The following is a 20,877-nucleotide window of genomic DNA, read 5'->3' on the forward strand; positions in this document are numbered from 1 at the left end:
ACGGACGCTTGTTGGAAAGCATCCGAGTTCTTCCTCCTCCCTATGTCTGGGAGGAGTTGTACGTGACAGGGAATGAACGTCAGGCCGGAGGCCTAACCTCCTTCCGCGCTCAGCTCATGCGAAATGCTTCTGCAGCACCCCAAGATCCAGCGTGGGATACACCGGATACTTGGCCAGCAGCTTGTGCACGCGGTCGAGGGCTTCCTTCTCGGCGGCGGGCTCGATGGTGAACTTGGCCTTGCTGGGCGTGCCGACCTGTTCTCCTGACTGCACCGTCTCCGGCTTGGTGTTGGAGAGGATGAGCTTCAGCACGGCGGCGATTTCCTTCATCTCCTCCGGTCCCATGCCGAGGGTGGTGGTGGCAGGAGTGCCCACGCGCAGACCGCTGGTGTACCAGGGGCCGTTCGGGTCGAAGGGCAGGGAATTGCGATTCAGCGTGATGCCGCAGCGGCGCACGGCCGTTTCTGCCTGACGCCCCGTGAGGCCGAAGGAGCGGACGTCGATGAGCAGCAGGTGGTTGTCCGTGCCGCCCGTCGGAATGGTCATGCCCTCGGCGACGCAGGCCTCAGCCAGTGCGCGGGAGTTTTCGAGGATCTTTGCGGCGTAGTCTTTGAATGCGGGTTCGTTGGCCTCGGTGAAGGCCACGGCCTTGGCGGCCATCACGTGCGGCAGCGGACCGCCGAGGACCATGGGGCAGCCCTTGTCGACGAACTCGGCAAATTCCTTGGTGCAGAATACAGCGCCGCCGCGAGGTCCGCGCAGCGTCTTGTGCGTGGTGGTGGTCAGCACGTGGGCAAAGGCGGCGGGATTGTAGTCTCCCTCGAACACGCCACCGGCTACGAGACCGGCGAAGTGGGCCATGTCCACCATGAGCACGGCGCCCACCTTGTCGGCGATTTCGCGCATGCGGCGGAAGTCGATCTTGCGCGGGTAGGCACTGTAGCCGGCCAGCAAGATGAGCGGCTTCAGCTCGGTGGCCTGCTTCTCAATGACATCGTAGTCCAGCAGGCCGGTTTCCTTGCTCACCGTGTACGAGTGCGCCTCGAACATCTGGGCAGAGAGATTGTGGCGATACCCGTGGGTGAGGTGACCGCCGGAGTAGTAATCCAGGCCCAGCAGGCGCTGGTTGCCGCAGATGCCGCGGACCTTGTTCCAGTCTTCCACGGAGAGCTTGGCCGGATTGGTCTCGCCCAGTTCCGCCAGGGCAGGGGTCAGCACACGGGCGCTGAGGATGGCCCAGTAGGCGACCATGTTCGCGTCCGCGCCGCTGTGAGGCTGCACATAGGCGTGCTCCACGCCGAAGAGTTTCCTGGCCTGCTCGCAGGCAGCGGCCTCGATGTCGTCCACGTTGTCGCAGCCGGCGTAGAATCGGGAGAAGGGGAAGCCTTCGGCGTACTTGTCCGTGAGCAGGTTCCCCATGGTGAGCTGCGTGGCGAGCGAGCAGTAGTTCTCGCTGGCGATGAGCTTCAGGTGACTGCGCTGGTCCGCGAGCTCCTTCACAACGGAACGGGCAATGCCCGGGGCGACGCGCGCGGTCTCCGTCAGGTTCGCCAGGTACGCGACCGTGGCATTGTCGAGACGCTCAGCGGGCGTTTCCTTCAGGTAGGCGAGAAGTGGGGAGGAAGTTGCGGACATGGGTCAAAAGGGAAAGGGTGAGATGCCGCACGGTGGCACGGAACGCACTTTCTGCGAATTCATCTTCTTGGGGATCTGCATTCGCAGAATTAATGCATCCCGGCCCAAGTGCCCCAATGTTGCTTTGGCCGGCGAGGTCAGGACATTTTAAGTAGTGGCCTAGCCACTCTCAGGTACTGACGAGATGCCACTGAGAGCACAGCCCATGATGCCGATTCAGGATGGCATGGATGTTTCAGTCGCGGAGCGACGACCGTTTCGTAGCCCGGCCTTTCAAGGCCGGGTCGATGGTCGTTCGTCCCCGTGTCGCAGAGCGACACCCGAATCCGCGACCTCACCCAGGGTTCACCGTTTCGGGCGTCGCTCTGCGACGCAAATGCCACCACAGCCTACCCGGCCTTGAAAGGCCGGGCTACGAAACGGATGTCGCTCCGCGACAATGCTTCGGAAGGCTACAGTATAAATGAAACCGCCCTAGGACCGTGCCGCCGCGAGCTGGCGCATCTTTTCCAGGAGCTCCTGGCGCTTTTTGAGGGTCGCGGTCAGCTCCGCGCGTGCCTTGAGATAGGGTGTGGCCTGCTGTTCCCAGGTTTTGCCCGCCGGGGTGTCGGGCGTCATCTTCTTGTTCCGCTCCTCGATCCATGCTTTCACCGCCGCGTCATCTTTGGGATCGATATTGGCGCCGCGCATGGAGACTTCCATCCGGGCGATGGTGCGCAGGGGCATGCCCAGGGTAAAGCGCTCGGTGCTGAGCATGGCTATTTCTGCGGCTTTCTTGGTGCTGGCATCGGTTCCGACCGCAGGAGTGGTGCTGCCCATCAGTTCAGCGTTGGGCACGATCTTCGCCAGCACGGGGTCATTCACGCCGGTGGCGATGGGCAGCTTGCCGCTCTCATTCAAGGTGAAGCCCTGTGCGCGCAGGAAGAGGCTGGCCATGACCAGATGTCCGGGAAGGCCGGGATGCACGCGGTCGCGACCGACGAGGGCGAACCCGGGATCCAGCTTTTGTCCTTCGGTCATGAGCTTGGTCATCGGGCCGTGGAAGTCGACCACGGCGGTGTTGTATTTCTGAGCGAGTTCACCACAGATCTCTGAGCACTTGGCCAGGGCGCCGTTGGCTCCCTTGCGGGCCGGCTTGCCGTTGATTTCCGCCGTTTCGTCATAAGGCGACGGTTTCACGAGGATGATGGCGGCCTTACTGCGCTTCTGGATGGCTTCCACCAGCGCGGTCATGTTCTTGCGGTAGTCGGTGATGGATTTTTCGCGTCCTGCGAGCATCTCCGGCGTGGGATTTGAGCTGTCGTAGTTCCCGTGACCGATGTCATTCATGCCCAGCATGATCACAATCACGGTGGGCTGATGTACGAGCACGTCCCAGTCGAGGCGCTTCAGTGCGCCGTCCGCGCGGTCGCCGCCGATGCCGCAGTTGATGATGTTGACCTTCTTCTCCGGCTCGCGGCTCACATAGAAGAGTTCGATGTAGCGGTGCCAGCTGCCGCCATGCGTGATGCTGTCCCCGAGGAAACAGACCGTGTCGCCATCTGCGAACGGCTTCGGCGCCGTCTGGGCCGTGACCGTGACGGGTGTCGCGATCGCAAATGCGAAGATGAACGTGAGGGAGAGGAGCAGTCGATGCATGATGGGGTGTGATGGAAGATGACATATAAAACTGAACTCGAATTTGACCGGTGCGTGTGGCCGCTACTTCACCAGCTGCATGACCTTCATCCACGCGGCGAGGCGCTGCGGCCAGTCGGTGGGGCAGGGGACATCCGCGGGACGCAGGCCGAATCCGTGGCCACCCTTGGCATAGAGATGGGCCTCCGTGGGCACTCCCGCAGCTTGAAGCTGGAGGAAGAGGAACAGGCTGCCCTCAATCTTGGCGCCCTTGTCATCCGCCGCATGAGCAATGAAGACAGGAGGCATGGTCTTGTCGACCTTGATGTCCGCACGCAGCTTTGACGCGTCCGCAGCGTCCTGAAGTTTCCAGGGATACACGAGTGCCAGGAAATCCGGACGGCAGGAGGCGGCGTCGATGTTCTCTGTGGTCTTATAGGTGGGACTCGCGTGATTGCTGGTGGCAATCACCGCCACCTGCCCGCCGGCGCTGATACCCAGCAGGCCGATGCGAGCCGGGTCTACGCCAAATTCCGCTGCGCGCTTGCGCACCAGCGCCACCGAGCGTTGGGCATCCATCACGGGACCGAGTTGCGGATCCTTCGAGCCGCCGGGGGAGGTGCGGTACTTCAGCACGAAGGCGGTGACGCCGTTTTCATTGAGATTGGCCGCGACCTCGCCGCCTTCCAGATCCAGAGCCAGCTTGCTGAAGCCACCGCCGGGGCAGATGATCACGGCGGTGCCGTTGGCCTTGTCCTTCGGCGCGGGGTAGACTTGGAGCGTGGGTTCAGTCACGCCCTCCAATCGCACGACCTTCTTCGAGTTCGGCACATCGGGAAGCACGCGCTCTGGGGCCTTGTCATTCACCGGCCCCTGTGCGCCATCCGGCCACACGGGAAGGGTTTGTGCCGGCTCAGGCGCCGTGGCGGCACCCAGGCCGGGGGCAATGCAGCAGCAGAAACCGAGACCGAGGCAGAGGAGGAGGGCGAGGTTGGTTTTCATGAATGCGTGAGGAAGTCACAAGAACACGCCACCGGGGCACCATGTTTCAACGCAGACGCGCATCCCGCCGTCCAACTTTGCCTTGCCACCCGGTGGAACCGGCGGCATCCGTTCGATTCTCCTTTCCCATGCGCCTTTCTGTTTTCTGTACGCTGCTCATCGCGCTGCTCCTGAGTGTGAGGGGCGAACTCGCCGCCCAATCGTTTCGCGAAAAGGCTCTCGAAGCGGCCAAGGCTGGCGACTCAGCCACCGCCATCGATAACTACGAGAAGGCGCTGAACTCCACCCTCAAGGTATTCAAGGAGGATCACGTGGAGGTCATTACGGCCCGGCTTGAGCTCGGCGAGGCCTATCGTGCTGCGGGACGGTGGACGGATGCCATCGGCCAGCTCGACTACGTGTGGCAGCGCGCGCGGTTCGATGCCGAGCAGAACAAGCGGTGGGATGGCGAGGAAGGACACCTCGCCTATGCGGCCGGTGAGAAACTGGGCAGGTCCCTTCAAGGGGCTGCGCGCTATCCGGAAGCCGCCACCGTATTTGCCACCGCCATCAGCGATGGAGAAAAGGGCGGTCGCGAGGTCACTCAACTGCTCACGCTTGATGCGCTGCTGGCAGACACGCTGCTCCTGCTGGACCGCGTGCAGGATGCGGAGAAGGGGCTGGCGCGTGCCCGCGAGCGTATCATGAGCAGTCAGGCGGACCGGCCGGAGGCCCAGGTGCGCATGCTGTCCACCCTGGTCACGCTCTATCATCACCATCGCCAGTACGCACTGGGTCTTCCCGTGGCGCAGCAGGTGGTGGACATTGCCAACAAGAATCTGGAACCCTATAACGAGCTGATTGGCCTGGCGTTTTCGAACCATGGCGCCATCGCCCTGCATGTGGACGGTCAGCTCAACGAAGCCATCAACTCACTCCAGGCCGCGGAGCAGATCTACGTGAAGAAGCTGGGGGCTGATGCGAGGGAATTGACGAATATCCAGGTCAATCTCAGCCAGGCGGAGGCGCTCAAGAAAAATGACAAGGAGGCAGAGCGGCATGGCCTGGAGGCGCTGCGCCTCGCGAGGCTTCACTCCGCTCCAGACTCGCTGGATGTCGCGCTGAGCCTGCACAACCTGGCCAACTGCTACATGACCCTGAAACAGCCTGGGAAAGCCGGTGATCTCCTTGAAAATGCCTTGAGCATCATGGAGAAAAATCTGGGCCACGATCACCCGCAGACGGTGGAAGCCCGCAAGATGCTGGAAGCAGCGAAGAAGGCGGCGTCGGAGGGAGTGTGAGATCTGTCAGAGTCGTGTGGTGCTGGCCTTGGTTTCCATGAAACAAAAGACCACCATTCGCGACTTCCTCATGGTCCTGGCTTTTGGAGCGACCGTGTCGTTGCTGTGGAAGGCGGCGATCCTGATCGTGGCGAGCCTGGTCGCTACTCTGCTCTGGTGGCTGGCTGGAGTGAACTGGCTTGTCGCTCTGCTGTTCTCGTATCTTGGGATCAACCTGGCGATTGAAACCATCGATGTGCTTCTGGGGCTCCGTGGGATTCGATGTCCCAAATGCAAACGGCGCATCAAAACCAGCAGGGCCATCAAATGCACGGACTGTGGAGGAAGGGCCGAATTGACCGTGAAGCGGCTGGAAGAGTGACTGGATAATCAAGCCGTGCGGAGGCGACATGCCGGTGACTTGCATGATGTGACACGCATCGCTGCACTTGACGGCAGGCTGGCCGGGTTGCGTTATTCGAAACCCGCCGTCAGGGAACGCTTCAACAAGCCATCGTCGCCGATGAAAGCGATGGAGTAGGGCAAGGGGTGCCTGAGGCGTCGCATCCACCACAGTTTGTTTTCGTAACTGGTGATGCGGACAGTGCCGTCGCATTCCTGCAAGAGCGGGAAGTTGCGGGTGGAACCGGACTTGTAATGAAGCGTGAGTGCCGTGCCAGCGAAGGAATAGCGGATGAAGGTCAGGTCGCGGGCGCTATCAGGCCAATCCAGTTCCCAGTAGTTTCCGCCTTGGGAATCGAAGTGATAGATCATGGTGTCCGAGGAGCGAGCGACGCTGGCCCGGACGAAGAGCCATGAACCCACAAGACTGCTGATGGTGGGTGCACTCACGGAGGAGGCAACGAATGGGAAACTGAGATGTTGCAAGCGGGGATAACCGCGCAGAATCACGCCGCCACCCTCACCAACTCCCCGCTCTCCAGCGCCTCTGCGGCGGCTTGCACCACGCGCATGTACTTCATGCCTTCCAGGAAATCGGGCTTGGGACGCGGCGCTTTGGGGTTCATGACGGCATGCACAAAGTCGCTCTCGACGGTCCACTCCTTCACTTCGTCGCCGGGAATGGGTACCGACTGCATCTCGCTGCTGCCGCGTTTGCCCAAGTGGATTTCATCCGTGATGAAGTTGTAGGTGAGTGTGCCTTCGTGGCCGTAGATCTCGATGGAGTCCTGCGGGGGATGGGAGGCCACACCGCTGAAGCACAGGTTGCCGCGTGCGCCGTCGCGGAAGGTGCAGAGCACGTTGAGAAAATCGGGCACATCCACGGTGTAGCCGTCGCGCACGGGGGTGATGACCGCGCCATCGGCCTGCACGGAGACGATGTCTCCCAGCCAGCGCTGGATGACCTCCACATAGATGCCGAAGGTGAGCACCTGCAGGCCGCTGATTTCCACCCGCTGGCGCCAGTGGGCGGGAGCGGCGGGGTCCAGCCAGTTGCCGTTCAGGCTGTTCAGCCGCATCTGGTGCACCCGGCCAATCGCCCCCTCCGCCAGCAGTCGGCGCACGGTCCGGTCGCCCCGCATGCCCTGCGGAGGCGGGCAGAGAGCGGCGACGAGCTCGGAATTGCTGATGCTCGCCTCCCACATGAGCTGGGCCTCCGCCAGGCTCCGGGCCATGCGCGCCTGGCAGAAGACATGTTTCCCCGCCTTCAGGGCGTACACGCTGCAGTCGCTGTGCATGTAGGGCGTGGCACCGACCCAGACGACGTTGATGTCATCCCGGCTGGCCAGCTCCCACCATTTCTCCATGGGCTCAGCCTGAGGGACATGCTCCGCGCAGAAGCGGCGGCTGCTTTCCAAGGAGGAGTTGCACACGGCCACGATTTCCACCTCCTCCGGCATGGCCAGGAGGGCGGGAAGATGGCGGGATTTCACGATGCCACCTGCTCCAATAATGCCGATACGCACGGGCTTGCTCATGAGGCCAGTCTGGCGAGCGGGGGAAAGTTTTCAAAAGATTTGACTCAGAGGCCTTGCTGGCTACCCTCTCGGCCCCACGAATTTCCAACCCTCAGTAAGCCATGCCGAAATCCTGCCAAATCACCGGAGCCACCGTCACCACGGGGCATAAGATCCACCGTAGCGGTAAGGCCAAGAAAGAAGGCGGTATCGGTAAGCACATCACGAAGCGTGTGAAGCGCAAGATCTACCCGAACCTGCGTGACAAGCGCATCTGGGTTCCGGAAATCGGCAAGTGGGTGACCGTCCGCCTCACGGCCCGCGCTCTGAAGACCATGAACAAGAACGGCGCCTATCAGGTGCTGAAGAAGGCAGGCATTCTTTCCTAGTCGGTCGTTCGACTTCTTCCTTTCTTTCTAAAAGGCTGCACCTGAATCGGGTGCAGCTTTTTTGTTTGAGCGCGAGCCCTGACAGCGAAAGGGTGCCTGCGTGTTTCTCCATCAGTTGCCTGCGATTTCGCCTTGGATTTTTCGCGCAATTCCGTTTCGCTGTGGTTCTTTTCCGTCCCTCTCCCTCCAAAGCCATGAACGACCCCTGGCAGATCCTGATTCTCGATCGGCACACCGCTACGGAGAAGGACGTGAAGGCAGCCTATGCGCGCCTGCTGAAGCAGCATCGTCCGGACAGCGACCCCGAGGGCTTCCGCCGGGTGCGTGGGGCGTATGAGGCGGCGCTCGACTGGCTGCGGAATCGGGCCACCAATTACAATCTGCCTGAAGTTTCCTACGCAGACGCGGGAACGACCGACCCAAACGCCGCTGCCGGGACCGAGGGGAAAGATGGAAATCAGGGGAACCGCCTGGATCTGCCAGTGGTGTTCGAAGATTTTCCGCTGCCTGCGGATGCAAAGGAGGCGCTGGCCGAAGTCGAGCACGCCGCTCAGACGGGCAATGTGGAACAGCTGGAGGCGGCGCTGAAGACCTTCCAGGAGCGTTGTGAGGCCGGCAGTGTCTCCGGCGCATCCCGCACCACCGCGCTGGAGCGGGCCTTTAACGGACGCATCAATGACCTGGCCTCGGCAGTGACGAACAGTTTCCTCATCCGCTTGGCGGAGCTGGGGCAGACCAACATTTCACATCTGGTGATCTCCGCCTGGCAGGAGAGGGATGATCGGGGACGTCTGGTGCAGTTCAGCCGGGCGCTGATGGACCATGCACGTACCCTGGCCACGCCGGACGGTGCCTTTTTGCTGGCGCGCGTGGGTGTGCTGACCGGGCTGGAGCAGCCGGAAATGGCGAGCACCCTCGCGAATGCCGCCTACCCCCACCTGCCGGTGGATGCGCGCAATCACCTCATGGCGCAGCTCGAGCAGGAGGCGGCTCTGGGAAAAATCTTCGCGGAAGTGTCCCCGTCCATGAAGCCTTTCTGGTTCAGGCGGGTGCGTCAGGCTGGGGAAAAGTTTGACTGGAACAGCCCGGAGGCGCGCAAGGCCCTGAACGACGTCATCGAGCGCAACCGCTATGTGTGGGAAGGCTGGGGCGTGGTGAGGCAGCTCATGCCGCCGGCGAACTGGGCACTGGTCGAGCACCGGCTGAACAATCAAGTGCAGCAGGTGCACCGACAGACCGGACCCAAGAAAGTTCCCGGCTGGGCGCTTGCGATGGGCGTGCTGTTTTTCATCAACATGCTTCGCTTCATGGCGACCGACAGGCCGTCGTCTTCATACTCTAGCCCGGATACATCCCGCCGGCCGGAGCGGGTGCATATAGTGGGGAGCAACGCCACGGACTGGACCCATCGCCAGCCGCTGACGACGACATCGTCGTCTCCCTCAGGTGGCGAGGGGACTCGCATGCCGCTTGGCGGGATGCCCCCCCTTTTGCCAACCACTCCTATGGTGGATCCTCTGCTGCCGCCGCCGAGTAGCGAGACTCAGAAGAAGCAGGAGGTCCGGGATTTGCTGGAGAAAGGGGTGATGCAGGACAGTGTGCTGCAAATGCCACCGGCACCGCAGCCCTCACCGCTTTTCCCAACGCGGTAGGTAGGTAGGCTCCTGCAAAGCAAAGCGAGGCGCAACATGGCGCTGGCTGCTCGCGTTTGTCTCTGCTCCATTGATTCTTCCATGAAGCCACGCCTCTTTGCCATCGCCCTTGTCTCCCTCGCCCTCGGCGGGGGTATGCTGCTCAAATCTGCCGCCGCTCCTGCCGAAGCCCCCAAGCCCCTGCGCGTGCTCCTGGTCACCGGTGGCTGCTGCCATGACTATGCCAAGCAGCGCCTCATCCTCGCAGAAGGATTGGGCAGCCGTGCGAACATCGAGGTGGAATTCGCCCACACGGATGACAAGAAGACCACTGCGGCCTTCCCCATTTACAACAACGCTGACTGGGCCAAGGGCTACGACGTGGTGATTCACGATGAGTGCTCCGCGGACGTGATGGACCAGCCGTACGTGAACAACATCGTCAACGCGCACAAGGACGGCGTGCCCGCGGTGAACCTGCACTGCGCCATGCACTCCTACCGCAAGGGCTTCAAGGTCGGCGAACCCATCGCTCCCGGCTCGGAGCAGGCCATCTGGTTTGACATGCTCGGCCTCCAGTCCAACCGCCACGGCCCGCAGGAGCCCATCGACATCAGCTACACGGACAAGGAGCATCCCATCACGAAGGGCTTTGAGAACTGGACCACCATCAAGGAAGAGCTCTATAACAATGTGCAGGATCCGAAGAACTTCCCTGGCCACCACTCACTGGCGACTGGCAAGCAACTCGTGAAGAACAAGGACGGCACCACCAAGGAAGAGCAGTCCGTCATCATCTGGACCAACAACTACGGCCCCAAGAAGACCCGTATCTTCAGCACCACGATTGGCCACAACAACGACACCGTGGGAGATGCCCGCTACCTTGACCTCGTCACCCGTGGCGTGCTCTGGGCGGCCGGCAAGCTGGGCGATGACGGCAAGCCCGCTCCCGGGTACGGGCCGAAGAGCAAGTAATCATACGTGGAATAAACACCCTGCAGCCCTGGGAGCGCTGGCCTCTGGCCGGCTGCCGGGTGATAAGCACCTTCGGTGCCCCATTTCTATACAAGCCTTTCCCAAGACCAAGTTCACTTCTTCATGAAACGTTTCATCCTCCTCTTCCCCGCCTTCGCGGCGATGGTCACCACCGCACTGCTCGTCGCTGCCGGCGAAGCCAAGCCGGCAGCCGCAGCCGAAGCTGCCAAAGCAAAGCCGCTCAAGGTCTTGATGGTCTGCGGCGGCTGTTGCCACGATTACGAGAACCAGAAGCGCATCCTCGCGGAAGGTCTCAGTGCCCGTGCGAATGTCGAGTTCACCATCGTGCATGAAGAAGGGCCCGAAGGAAAGAAGGACAAGAACCACCGCATCAGCATCTACGAAAAGGAAGACTGGGCGAAGGGTTATGACCTCGTGCTGCACAACGAGTGCTTCGGCGCGATTGAAGATGTGGCCTTCGTGGAGCGCATCGCCAAGCCACACAAGGACGGCGTGCCTGCCGTGGTGCTGCACTGCTCCGCGCACAGCTATCGTGCTGCGAAGACCGACGAGTGGCGCAAGGTGATTGGCCAGAAGAGCATGAGCCACGAGAAAAATCGTGACCTGCTCGTGAAGAACACCGCCCCTGAACATCCCGTGATGAAGGGCTTCCCCACGGAGTGGCTCGACAAGGCAGATGAGCTCTACAAGAACGAAGAGCTCTATCCCGGCTTCGTCCCGCTCGCCAAGGCCTACGGCGAAGACACCAAGAAGGAACACCACGTGATCTGGGTGAACACCTACGGCAAGGGCAAGGTCTTCGGCACCACGCTGGGGCACAACAACTCCACCATGGAATCCCCCGAGTACCTCGACCTCGTCGCCCGCGGCCTCCTCTGGGCCTGCGACAAGCTCGATGACAGCGGCAAGCCGGTGCCGGGATACGGGCCGACGCAGAAGTAATCTCTGCGGGTAGTTCGTTACATTCGATGATGACAAATAGGCGCTGGTTTCAGCGCCTATTTTCGTTCGGTGACCTTTCGTGTGCTCACATCGAGCGTATACTTGTCGCCACGCTCATTCTCAATCAGGAGTGTTCCTCCACTGACCACCAGCGAAGTGATGAAGACATGCTGCACGTCCTCTTCCAAGATAGGATTGATCTGCACCGAGTAAATGCGCACACGCCAGAGCTCCTTGCCGTTATTGGTGTTTGTGGCCACCACGTATCCCATCTTGTCCGAGGGAGCTGAATATTTGACGCCGCCGATGGTGACGGGCGGGACCGGGGTGGGCGCCAGCCTTTTGGCATGGGAGATTGCCGCTGTGAGAAGCACACCGAGCACCAGAAAAGTGCGCAGCCATGCGAGCAAGGGGACGGTGATCTGAGAAGGCTGAGTCATGACTGGAGCATGACGCGCACGCTGGAGTTTTATTTTTTCACTGTCAGCATTTCCGGCCCGTCGATCCAGCACGCGAGGTAAGGCCACTCGGCGCCTTCACGCCAGAAGCTGGCGATGAAGGGGCGGTCAAACACGAAGCGTTTGGGATAGGGCGGCAATTGCTCCACGGGAACGGAGGCACCAGCACTGCCGTCGGCAGCGCTCGAGGCGCTAAGGAAGGTGGCTGGCACCTTGAAGGTGGACTCCACCAGGGCGCCTTCATGGTTCAGCTTCATGCTAAGCAACTGCTGTACCGCGCCCAGTTCCCACCACATTAGTCCGTCTGGGGACTCCAGGTACTTTTTGCGAGAGAGATCTGGATACTCGCAGAGCGTCGTGGTCTGGAAGTATGGAAGCCACAACACGTCATCCGTAGAGAATATATCCTCGTAGCGCCACCTCCTGCCATCCTTCTCCACCGCCCTCGTGGGGACACGCTCTTTGGCGAGTAGCTCGCGAACTTCCTTCAAGGCACTGTCCAGATTCTGGTGGATGCCGGGAGTAGAAAGCACCAGGCACTGGCGGTCATTGGCATCCCCCGTGTAGAAGGTGAAGCGCAGGGCATGCTGGCCCTTCAGATCGTCGGTCAGCACACGCACGTTGTCACCCTGGGAGGCGGCTAGTTTCCCCTGCGCACCGAACCCGAGGGCGAGATAGCTGCCGCCTTTCCTGTCCCGGAATACCTTGGGGGAAGCATCCGGCACGAAGTGGTTGGGAAATCTCGGGCGAGCTGCGATGGAGGTGACAATGAGCGCCTTCTTGATCTCGACGATAGGAGGGTTGGCCTGTCGCACTCGCAATGGCTGGTAGGGCTCGATCAGCTGCGCAGCACGCTCGCCCACCTGCTTGCGAAGGGCGGTGCGGATGCGCTCGCGAAATTCCGGGGAATCATCCTCGGCGAAGATGAGGGTATCGGGTGGAAGCACCTTGCCCTTGTCCAACTGGAAGGCATCGAGGGCTTCTGCGGTCACCGAGCGCGGTCGCATCACAATCTTGTCCACCTTGTGATAAGCCTTCAGCGTATCCCACGCTGCCTGACCATTCGGACTCCACACAAGGCTTACACCATCGCGAAAAGTCTCCGCGACATCGAGGGTGGCCTCGACAGCTCCGCCGGCGAGAGCCTGGGCATGCGCGAATCCCAGCGCCATCTGGAGTGCCAATGCCAACCCCGTCCAAGGAAGAAACGATCGTCCGGCCATTTCCCGGAAGTGTGCCCGAGATCAGGTAGCATCGTCAATCTTTCGGAAGGCGATTGAGCTGCGGCAGAAACTTCGTATGGCTTTGCCCATGCTGAATCGCTGTCTCAAAACCATCCTTCTTGGGGTTGCCCTCGCTGTCTCGGGGCTGGCTTCTTCCCCTGCTGCCGAAATCGCCCCCTACACCATGCGTGGGGGATTGCCGAACTTCTGGAGGAAGGTGGTGGAGAAGGGGCCGGAGCCGGTGCGCATCAGTTACTTTGGTGGGTCCATCACGGCAGGTGCGGGCGCCAGCAAGCCGCAGTTTTGCTATCGCGAACTCCTCACCGAATGGCTGAAGAAGGAAAATCCCGGCGTGCCCTTCCAGCCTTACAATGCGGCGATTGGTGGCACGGGTTCGTGGCTCGGCGCGTTCCGTTGCTGGAATGACGTGGGCTACCAGCGCCCGGACCTCGTGATCGTGGAGTTCGCGGTGAATGATGGCGGCGTGCCGGAGGAGCAAGCCATCGCCAGCATGGAGGGCATCGTGCGCCAGCTCCGCACGAAGACCCCATCGAAGCCGGACATCCTCTTTGTGTACACGATGGTGAAGGACCATCTGGAGAGCTTCAAGGCGGGTAAGCTGCCGCCCACCATGCAGTATCATGAGAAGGTGGCAGAGCACTACGGTATCCCCAGCGTGGTGATGGCGAAGCATGCCGCGGAGCAAATCCTCGGCGGGAAGATGACCATGGAGGAATTCGCGAAGGACAACGTGCACCCCACGGATGCCGGCTATGCCTTGTACCTCGAAGCGTTGAAGCCCTTCTTCGCGGCGGTGAAGAGCGCGCCAGTAGCCAAGGAAGAGGTGAAAGCTTCGGTGCCTGCGCCCCTGTCTCCGAAGGCCATGGAGAATGCGCGCCTCGTACCCTACGATTGGGCGCAGATGGATGACGGTTGGCTCGGCTGGCAGCTCAGCACCGTGGGCAACCTTCCTCACGTGGCGGTGAGCGACAAGGCCGGCGCCACCATCACGCTGAAGTTCAAAGGTTCGCAAATCGGCATCTACGACATCATTGGTCCCGACACGGGCAACCTGGAATACACCCTCGACGGTAGCGAGTGGACGCTGAAGGAGAACTTCGACAAGTACTGCCTCAAATTTGCCCGCGCCGCCTCCACGGTCATTGCCCGCGATCTCGACCCGAAGGTGGAACACGAGCTGAAGCTCCGTATCGCCGCTGAGCCGCCGAAGGACAGCAAGGGGCGCTTCACACGCCTCGGCTGGTTCCTCGTGGATGGCGAGGTGAAGGACCCCATGGCCAGCATGGACCCGCTGGCGCGCATTGATTCCATCTACGCTGGCATGAAGCCTGTGACATGGAAGGCACCCGAGACCCGCTGGAAGAATCTGGAGAAGACCAAGGCCAAGCTGGAGAACGGTCCTGCGCTTACCATGGTGATGCTCGGTGATAGCATCATCGGCGATACCAGCACCTCAAACTTCGAATTGCTGGTGGGCCGTGACTATCCGAAGTGCGCCGTGAAGAAGGTCATGAGCGTGCGCGGTTCCACGGGCTGCTGGTATTACAAGGATGCGGAACCGCTTGAGCAGTACGTGCTGCGTCATTCGCCCGACCTCCTCGTGATTGGCGGTATCAGCCAGCGTGGTGACATCGAGGCCATCCGCTCCGTCATCCAGCAGACACGTGCAAAGTTCCCCAATGTGGAAGTCCTCCTGCTCACGCCGACCTTCGGCGGTCCGCAGTCCGACTACGTGAAGAACTTCACGCCCCAACCGGACAAGAGTAAATACTCCTACCGCGCCGACCTTCAGGAACTCGCCGTGCAGGAGAAGTGCGGCTTCTTCGATATGACCGCACCGTGGTATGACTACATGAAGAACAGCGGCTATGCGCAGGATTCGTTCAAGAGAGATCCCATTCACGCAAATCAGCGTGGCATGCAGATCCTGGGGAGGTTGATGCGGGAGTTTTTGAAGCCGTGAGGGGCCTCACCTATTAGGGTGTATCATTGATCATTCACAAAGGGCGCAGCGCTGAAGGGCATTGCGCCCTGTGTTTTTTTTCAGAGCCGTCTCGGGACAAGATTAACCCAGAGAATCATGTCGAGACACTTGAGGGCACCACCTTGCGCTACGCGCAAGGTGGTGCCTGCATGAGACGATTTTGGGACTGTAGTTTTGGCCAAGTCACGAGACGTTCGTTGTTCCTCGTCTCACTTCCCCGCCTTCAACTCCGCCAGCATCTCCATCAGATGCTTCGTCATGATCTCCGAGGCATCCTTCTGCACATTGTTCGTGCCCAGCCAAGTTTCATAACCTCCGAGTTCATGCTGCGCTGGTGTCGGCAGATAACCGCCAGCACCATTCGCCAGCTCAATCATGAAGGTGCGGGGGAAGGGGCTCTTCTTTTTGATCTCCAGCCCAATCTCCACAAACACCTCGAATGGCATCGTCACGATGGACTGGTCGCCGATGCACAGGGCCTGAAGCAGCACCGGCATGGTCTCCGGGGCTTCGGCGGCACTCAGGGTGCGGTAGGCGTAGTTCTCTGTGCGACCTTCAAGCTTCGCTTTCTCCTCCTTGGTCATGGCGACGATTTTCTTTGCTCGCTCCAGCATCTCCGGTGTGGGCTTGCGGCGTTGCAGGATCACTTCACGCTGTACGATGGCGATGCGCGGATTCTCCTGGCGCTCGGCGCTCTTCGTCGCGCGCCATGAGGCATCGGCGCACTTGGCGGCCACAAGGCGGATCTGCTCAAAGGGTTCACGCGGTGGACGTGTCTGGTCGAAGTCGATGTTATTGATGTCGCCACTGGTACCGTTGGACATCATGGCGACGAATTCCTCCTCGGGCTTGCTCCCCACACGGGAGGGCATGATGCGGGCATACTCACCAAAGTAGTCGGCGGAGACCGTGCCTTCCTTCATGCCGCCCACGTAGTGCAGTGAGTAGTTGGCGAGGAATGCCAGCGGGCGTCTCTTGCGCGTGCGCACATCCAGCACCGCCACTTCCGGGTCCGTGGGACCGGCGGGTTTCAAGATGTCAGCGCGGCCCGCGTTCGTCTTCACCTTGTCATACTCGCCAAAAGGATTCACCGGCATGGTGCCTTCCTTCAGGAAATGGCGGCGATTCTTCACTTCATCTGGTACATTGTCCGAGCCGAAGGCAATCGTCGCGGGCTGGAGCTTTGCCACCGCATCGACAATGGCTTTCACAATGCCGCCTTGAGACTTGTCACGATATGCCGCCTGCGCGCCAATGGCGCTGGTGCTGGAAATGGAAGGCGCGGTATGCGTGTGCGTGGCCGCAATGAGCATTTCTTCCGGCTTCCATCCCGTGGCCTCTGCGGCGCGTTTCTTCACCTCATCGAGTGTCTCACGACCGATGCCGAGGTTGTCCACAATCACGATGACCACCTTGCCCTCACCGTTCTTCAATGCGACGGCGCGCGCGTGAAGAGGGTCATTCACTCCCGCCGAGGAGCGCGGCGAGAAGGAACCTCGTAACGAAAGCGGCCATTGGTCCGGCGTGATGTCCACCGCGGCTGCACCGGCTTGCAGTCCGGTGGCCTCCGCCGCTTTCAGCGGTGCTGCTGCATGGAGCAGGGAGGTGGTGGCGAGGGTAAACGCGGTGCACTTCGAGAGGAGGGAAAAGCGAAGTTTCATGAGGAGGAAGATGAGAAACGCGTGAGTCTCAGAAACGGTGATCGATGGAGAAATCTTCGGTTAGATGACTGTGTGAATGCTTTTCCACGTGTGGATCGCGGATCGATGGGCTGCCCCAAAGTAGTTTCGGCTTCATCCGAAGTGGAAACGTCTCCAGCGTTCGCCACCCCTTCCTGATTCGACTGGAGTCGAAGCTACTTTGGGGCTTCGCTACTTTGGGAAACATCCCCCTTTGCGGCATCGCCCTGCCCGGCTATGCTCGCCCTCGCATGAAACTCGGACTGATTGGTTGCGGTAAGATGGGCGGTGCGCTTCTCAAGGGCGCGCTGAAGGCCTCGCTCGTGAAAGCGAAAGACATCTCCCTGTATGACAAGGTACCCGCTGCTGTGAAAGCCCTGCAATTCGAAGCTCCCACAGCGAAGGCAGCCAAAGACCCCAGCGAACTCGTGGCTGCCTCCCAGGTCATCGTGCTTGCCGTGAAACCACAGGACATGCCGGCGCTGCTTCAAGGCCTGGTAAAAGATACCAAGCTCAAGCTGGAGAAGTGCCTCTTCCTTTCCATCGCCGCCGGCATCACGCTGAAGCAGCTTGAGTCCTGGCTCGGTGGTCAGGCTCGTGTGATTCGCTCTATGCCGAATACACCCGCGCTGGTGCTTTCCGGAGCCGCTGCGTTTGCCCGTGGCCAGCATGCCACGGAGGAAGATGCCGCACTCGCCGCCAAGGTGCTTGGTGCCGTGGGTGTCGCCCAGGAAGTGCCGGAGAAGCTGCTGGATGCCGTGACCGGCTTGAGCGGCAGCGGTCCCGCGTATGTGTATACCGTCATTGAAGCCTTGGCAGACGGCGGCGTGCTGATGGGCCTGCCCCGTGCCACCGCTCTCCAACTTGCCGCACAAACTGTGGCTGGTGCTGCACAGATGGTGCTGGAGACGGGCAAGCATCCCGGTGTGCTGCGGGATGAAGTCACCAGTCCGGGTGGTACTACCATCGCGGGCCTTGAGCAGCTTGAGGCGAATGGATTGCGGAATGCGCTGATTCAAGCCGTGCGGAAGGCGACGGAGCGGAGCAAGGAGTTGGCGGGGTAGGATTCCAATTTGGGGCTGAAGTAGTGGATTGCCGCGTGGTGTAGCAGCTGATCGTAGCCGACTTTCTCCGAAAGTCGCTGCGCGCCGACAGTACCCTATGAGAGTGTTTTCACCCGCTTCGACTTTCGGAGAAAGTCGGCCACGATGTTGCGGACTACGTTGTCACTTCGCCTGAATCGCAAACACGTCCGCATCCTTCATCACGAAGCGCAGCTTCACCGGCTGGCCGACGAGCTTGCTGATGTCGTTGCCACTCTTCCAGGACACGGTGCGCTCGATCTCATCACCGATCTGTTCCACCGCGTCTTCCAGCGCATAGCCAGGCATTGGCTTGCCTTGCGCATCTTGAATCTCCACCTGCACGCCGCCAGTGGCGCCGGTTGCGAAGTTCATGGTGAGCTTGCTGCCGGTGAAGGTAATAGATTTGGTGGTGAACTCACCGCCGCGATAGGGGGCGTTCACACTCGCGAAGCCATCCGTGCGCAGGGTGTAGCGCAGCAGGTGGGTGCTGGGTTGTGCATAGTGGGCCTGCTTGTAGAGGCTCATCTCGGCAGGACCGGTGGGTACCACGCCGCAGGCAGTAAGTCCGGCACGCGAAGCCCAATTGCCCAAGTCAGTGCCGGGGCGAATCCACGCTTCCATGAAGGTGCGGTCGTAGTTGTTCCCGCCACGTGAGGAGATGAAGACAGCCTCCGCGCAGCCGCCTGAGTATCCCTTCTTCACGCCAAGCGCAGCGGCCTGTTCATCCGTGAGCACCTTGCGGCTGGGCATGAAGCGCATGGGCGTGCTGATGTAGAGATGCGGCGCGCGGAAGTAGGCATGCGTGTTGTTCGTGTAGAGATGCTCCGCGGGTGTATCACCAAAACTCATGCGCTCCGGCTCGGTCCAGTTGATGAAATCCTTGGATGTGGTGCGCGCCACAGTACGGAAGCCCTTCGGCTGCCACACCTTTTCATCCACCGTACCGCCGGTGAAGACGCGGAAGTAGAGCAGGTAGCACTGTTCCGCCTCCGACCAGAAGGCGACATTCTGCGAGTCGAAGGCGCCTTTGCGGAACACCGCCTCATCACGCAGTTTCTTCCAGTGGATGCCATCGGGTGATACCCATGCCACGAGTCCCGACTTTGCGGTGCCGGCTACGGCCTTGTACTTTTGATCAGGAGCGCAGGCCGGATTGGTATCGAGGAAGGGCGCAAAGTTGTGGGTGAAGGGCGACTCATCGAGGATGATGTTGTTGTCCTTGCTGCCGCCGGATTCATGGAGACCGAGGTTAGGCTTCGTCCAGGTGATGCCATCCTTGCTCTCGGCCATGCAGGTGACTTCGCCCTTGGTGCCATCCGCGCCAAGGTCAGGTCGAGCGCGGTAGTACAGGCGATACGTGCCGCCATCCTTGAGCGCCGTGAAGTACCCGCAGAAGGAGCCCTCCCAGGGCGCGTTCAGCGTCAGCGCGGTCCCGGCCAGCACGGGCTCATGGAGCTTCAACTCACAGCGATCCAGCTTCTCGATAAGGTAATTGTCCACGAACAATTCGAGCCGTGAACCAAGGGCGATGGGATCGGCGGCAGGTGCCGGCGAAACCATCGCGAGGCTCAAAGCAACGGCGGGAATAGCAAGAAGCGAGGTGAGCGTGCGTGTCATGGCTTGAACCACTACGCAAACAACCTGCGGCTGCTTTCCGCCGTTCGACAATCAGCAGTAGCCTGACGCGAACTCGAACTTCGTGCTGCGCACTATTTCGAGTCGTTCCAGTAGATCTTCACATTCTTCGTGCGACGGCCAGCGGCGATGATGTCCAGCTTCTTGTCGCCATTCAGATCCGCGAGCACGAGGTCTTCACAGGCCATGGTGTTGTCATCCACCACATAAGGGGTCCACTTCTTGCCGGTGGCGTCATCGGGCATGTAGAGACGAATGCCCACCTTAGCGAGCTTGTTGGCATTGGCGCGCCAGCCCACGACGATTTGGTCGCGTCCGAGATTGAGCAAGTCACCGCATGCGAGAGCGTGACCGTCCTGCAGGTCATCCGTGATCACGTTGCGCTCGGGATTGGGATTATTCGGCTTGGTGAGGTCGATAGGATAGGTCGTGAGGTGGGTGCCATGCATAGGCTCGATGCCGGCAACGAAGATAGTCTTCGGATCCAGCCTGCCAAGACGCACTTCGCCGAAGCCGGGCAACGGTTCCTTGTACGTGAGGTGTTCCAGGCTGTGCACGGAGGCGACTTTGCCCTTCTCCCAAAGCGCGGTGGTCAGACCCTCGCGTCCCCCGATGACCAGGGCTTCCTTCTTCCGGTCATCGAGGCGGCGGATCACATCGAAGTTATGGGTGGCGTGCATGTCGTCGCTGATGACTTCCGTCTTCCACTCGTCCTTCGGGTTCTCCGGCATTTGGTAGGCCAGCACTTTCACGCCCTCGCCTTCGCCGTTCTTGTTGCCGCGGCCATGCAGGGGTACCACGACGAGGTCATACTTGTTTGGTTCGCGCTTCACCCACTTCATGCGGTGCACCGTGGGCTCGTGATGCAGCTTCACCGGCTCCCACTTTTGCGTGCGGTCCGCAGGCGGGATGAGGTAGAAGACCGCGCCGCTGTTCACCGTGTCGCCAGGATTCCACTCCGCGCCCACGGCGATTTCGCACTTGCCGTCGCCGTTGATGTCACGCGCTGCGATACAGACGTTGTCCTTCGGCGTGAGGTTCTCCGCGATGATGTGTTTCTTCCACGTCGGGTTCTCGTACCAGACGATTTGCGTCTTGTCCGCGAGCAGGATGTCCAGCTTGCCGTCCCCCTGCACATCCGCGATGGCCAGGCCGTAACCGATCTCGATCTGGGTATCCACATCCTGCGCGGTGAAGGCAGGGGATCGGGGGCTGGGCTTCACCTCCTCGGCGACACAGGCTTCGAAGCACAGAGTCAGCGGCAGGAGCAGGCAGAGAAAGGACGAGCGGTGCATGGGGAATGATTCTTGTAACAAAACGTCACGGGAGCGGGAACGCCTTTCTTTGGGCGGAAACGAAAAAAATCCGCGACGAAAAAGCCTCCGACACCCGCAACATG

The 20,877-nt window shown here is 60.8% G+C and carries 18 protein-coding genes; 8 read left to right on the forward strand and 10 right to left on the reverse strand.

What is annotated here, in order from left to right; translation table 11 throughout:
* Positions 1–114: 114 nt before the first annotated feature.
* The 3 genes from G5S37_RS03050 to G5S37_RS03060 all read right to left on the reverse strand — a co-directional run bounded on the left by G5S37_RS03050 (position 115) and on the right by G5S37_RS03060 (position 4,254).
* Positions 115–1,635, reverse strand: coding sequence for a glycine hydroxymethyltransferase (locus G5S37_RS03050; protein ID WP_165200720.1), 1,521 nt, complete (start codon positions 1,633–1,635; stop codon positions 115–117).
* A 474-nt stretch (positions 1,636–2,109) separates the two neighbouring features.
* Positions 2,110–3,273 carry an SGNH/GDSL hydrolase family protein gene (locus G5S37_RS03055; protein ID WP_165200722.1) on the reverse strand — a complete coding sequence of 388 codons (1,164 nt, stop codon included), beginning with the start codon at positions 3,271–3,273 and terminating at the stop codon, positions 2,110–2,112.
* Between the two features lie 63 nt (positions 3,274–3,336).
* The gene (locus tag G5S37_RS03060; RefSeq protein ID WP_165200724.1) at positions 3,337–4,254 is read right to left on the reverse strand and encodes an alpha/beta hydrolase; all 918 of its coding nucleotides are present in this window, start codon (positions 4,252–4,254) and stop codon (positions 3,337–3,339) included.
* Between the two features lie 128 nt (positions 4,255–4,382).
* On the opposite strand from G5S37_RS03060, the gene G5S37_RS03065 reads away from it, so the two are divergent.
* Positions 4,383–5,534: a tetratricopeptide repeat protein gene (locus tag G5S37_RS03065; RefSeq protein ID WP_165200726.1), complete on the forward strand. Its 1,152-nt coding sequence runs from the start codon at positions 4,383–4,385 to the stop codon at positions 5,532–5,534.
* 16 nt (positions 5,535–5,550) lie between these two features.
* A complete protein-coding gene (locus G5S37_RS03070) occupies positions 5,551–5,895 on the forward strand; it encodes a hypothetical protein (RefSeq protein WP_165200727.1) in 345 nt (114 codons plus the stop codon).
* A gap of 92 nt (positions 5,896–5,987) precedes the next feature.
* Here the strand turns inward: G5S37_RS03070 and G5S37_RS03075 are convergent, their stop codons facing one another.
* A complete protein-coding gene (locus G5S37_RS03075) occupies positions 5,988–6,365 on the reverse strand; it encodes a hypothetical protein (protein WP_165200729.1) in 378 nt (125 codons plus the stop codon).
* Positions 6,366–6,421: 56 nt separating this feature from the next.
* Positions 6,422–7,453, reverse strand: coding sequence for a Gfo/Idh/MocA family oxidoreductase (locus G5S37_RS03080; protein ID WP_165200731.1), 1,032 nt, complete (start codon positions 7,451–7,453; stop codon positions 6,422–6,424).
* 101 nt (positions 7,454–7,554) lie between these two features.
* Here G5S37_RS03080 and rpmB point away from each other — a divergent pair, with 101 nt between their 5' ends.
* From rpmB to G5S37_RS03100, 4 genes are all read left to right on the forward strand, one after another.
* The gene (gene rpmB / locus G5S37_RS03085; protein ID WP_165200733.1) at positions 7,555–7,821 is read left to right on the forward strand and encodes a 50S ribosomal protein L28; all 267 of its coding nucleotides are present in this window, start codon (positions 7,555–7,557) and stop codon (positions 7,819–7,821) included.
* A gap of 194 nt (positions 7,822–8,015) precedes the next feature.
* The gene (locus G5S37_RS03090) at positions 8,016–9,473 is read left to right on the forward strand and encodes a J domain-containing protein (protein ID WP_165200735.1); all 1,458 of its coding nucleotides are present in this window, start codon (positions 8,016–8,018) and stop codon (positions 9,471–9,473) included.
* A gap of 81 nt (positions 9,474–9,554) precedes the next feature.
* Positions 9,555–10,430 (forward strand): ThuA domain-containing protein, encoded by an 876-nt coding sequence (locus G5S37_RS03095; protein WP_165200737.1) that lies wholly within the window; start codon positions 9,555–9,557, stop codon positions 10,428–10,430.
* 123 nt (positions 10,431–10,553) lie between these two features.
* On the forward strand, positions 10,554–11,393 hold the full coding sequence (locus tag G5S37_RS03100) for a ThuA domain-containing protein (RefSeq protein WP_240914788.1): 840 nt from the start codon (positions 10,554–10,556) through the stop codon (positions 11,391–11,393).
* Between the two features lie 56 nt (positions 11,394–11,449).
* Here G5S37_RS03100 and G5S37_RS03105 read toward each other — a convergent pair whose 3' ends face one another.
* Complete coding sequence (locus G5S37_RS03105; protein ID WP_165200739.1) at positions 11,450–11,833, reverse strand: hypothetical protein; 384 nt, start codon at positions 11,831–11,833, stop codon at positions 11,450–11,452.
* Between the two features lie 29 nt (positions 11,834–11,862).
* Positions 11,863–13,074 (reverse strand): hypothetical protein, encoded by a 1,212-nt coding sequence (locus G5S37_RS03110; RefSeq protein WP_206026289.1) that lies wholly within the window; start codon positions 13,072–13,074, stop codon positions 11,863–11,865.
* A gap of 88 nt (positions 13,075–13,162) precedes the next feature.
* Here G5S37_RS03110 and G5S37_RS03115 point away from each other — a divergent pair, with 88 nt between their 5' ends.
* The gene (locus G5S37_RS03115) at positions 13,163–15,058 is read left to right on the forward strand and encodes an SGNH/GDSL hydrolase family protein (RefSeq protein WP_165200743.1); all 1,896 of its coding nucleotides are present in this window, start codon (positions 13,163–13,165) and stop codon (positions 15,056–15,058) included.
* A gap of 230 nt (positions 15,059–15,288) precedes the next feature.
* On the opposite strand, the gene G5S37_RS03120 is transcribed toward G5S37_RS03115, so the two are convergent.
* A complete protein-coding gene (locus G5S37_RS03120; protein ID WP_165200745.1) occupies positions 15,289–16,740 on the reverse strand; it encodes a neutral/alkaline non-lysosomal ceramidase N-terminal domain-containing protein in 1,452 nt (483 codons plus the stop codon).
* A gap of 269 nt (positions 16,741–17,009) precedes the next feature.
* Here G5S37_RS03120 and proC point away from each other — a divergent pair, with 269 nt between their 5' ends.
* Positions 17,010–17,822 carry a pyrroline-5-carboxylate reductase gene (gene proC / locus G5S37_RS03125; protein WP_165200747.1) on the forward strand — a complete coding sequence of 271 codons (813 nt, stop codon included), beginning with the start codon at positions 17,010–17,012 and terminating at the stop codon, positions 17,820–17,822.
* Positions 17,823–17,984: 162 nt separating this feature from the next.
* Here proC and G5S37_RS03130 read toward each other — a convergent pair whose 3' ends face one another.
* Both G5S37_RS03130 and G5S37_RS03135 read right to left on the reverse strand, forming a co-directional pair.
* A complete protein-coding gene (locus tag G5S37_RS03130) occupies positions 17,985–19,460 on the reverse strand; it encodes a hypothetical protein (RefSeq protein ID WP_165200749.1) in 1,476 nt (491 codons plus the stop codon).
* A gap of 92 nt (positions 19,461–19,552) precedes the next feature.
* The gene (locus G5S37_RS03135; RefSeq protein ID WP_165200751.1) at positions 19,553–20,773 is read right to left on the reverse strand and encodes an FG-GAP and VCBS repeat-containing protein; all 1,221 of its coding nucleotides are present in this window, start codon (positions 20,771–20,773) and stop codon (positions 19,553–19,555) included.
* Between the last annotated feature and the right edge of the window lie 104 nt (positions 20,774–20,877).

The organism is Roseimicrobium sp. ORNL1, from assembly GCF_011044495.1.
Lineage (GTDB): Bacteria > Verrucomicrobiota > Verrucomicrobiia > Verrucomicrobiales > Verrucomicrobiaceae > Roseimicrobium.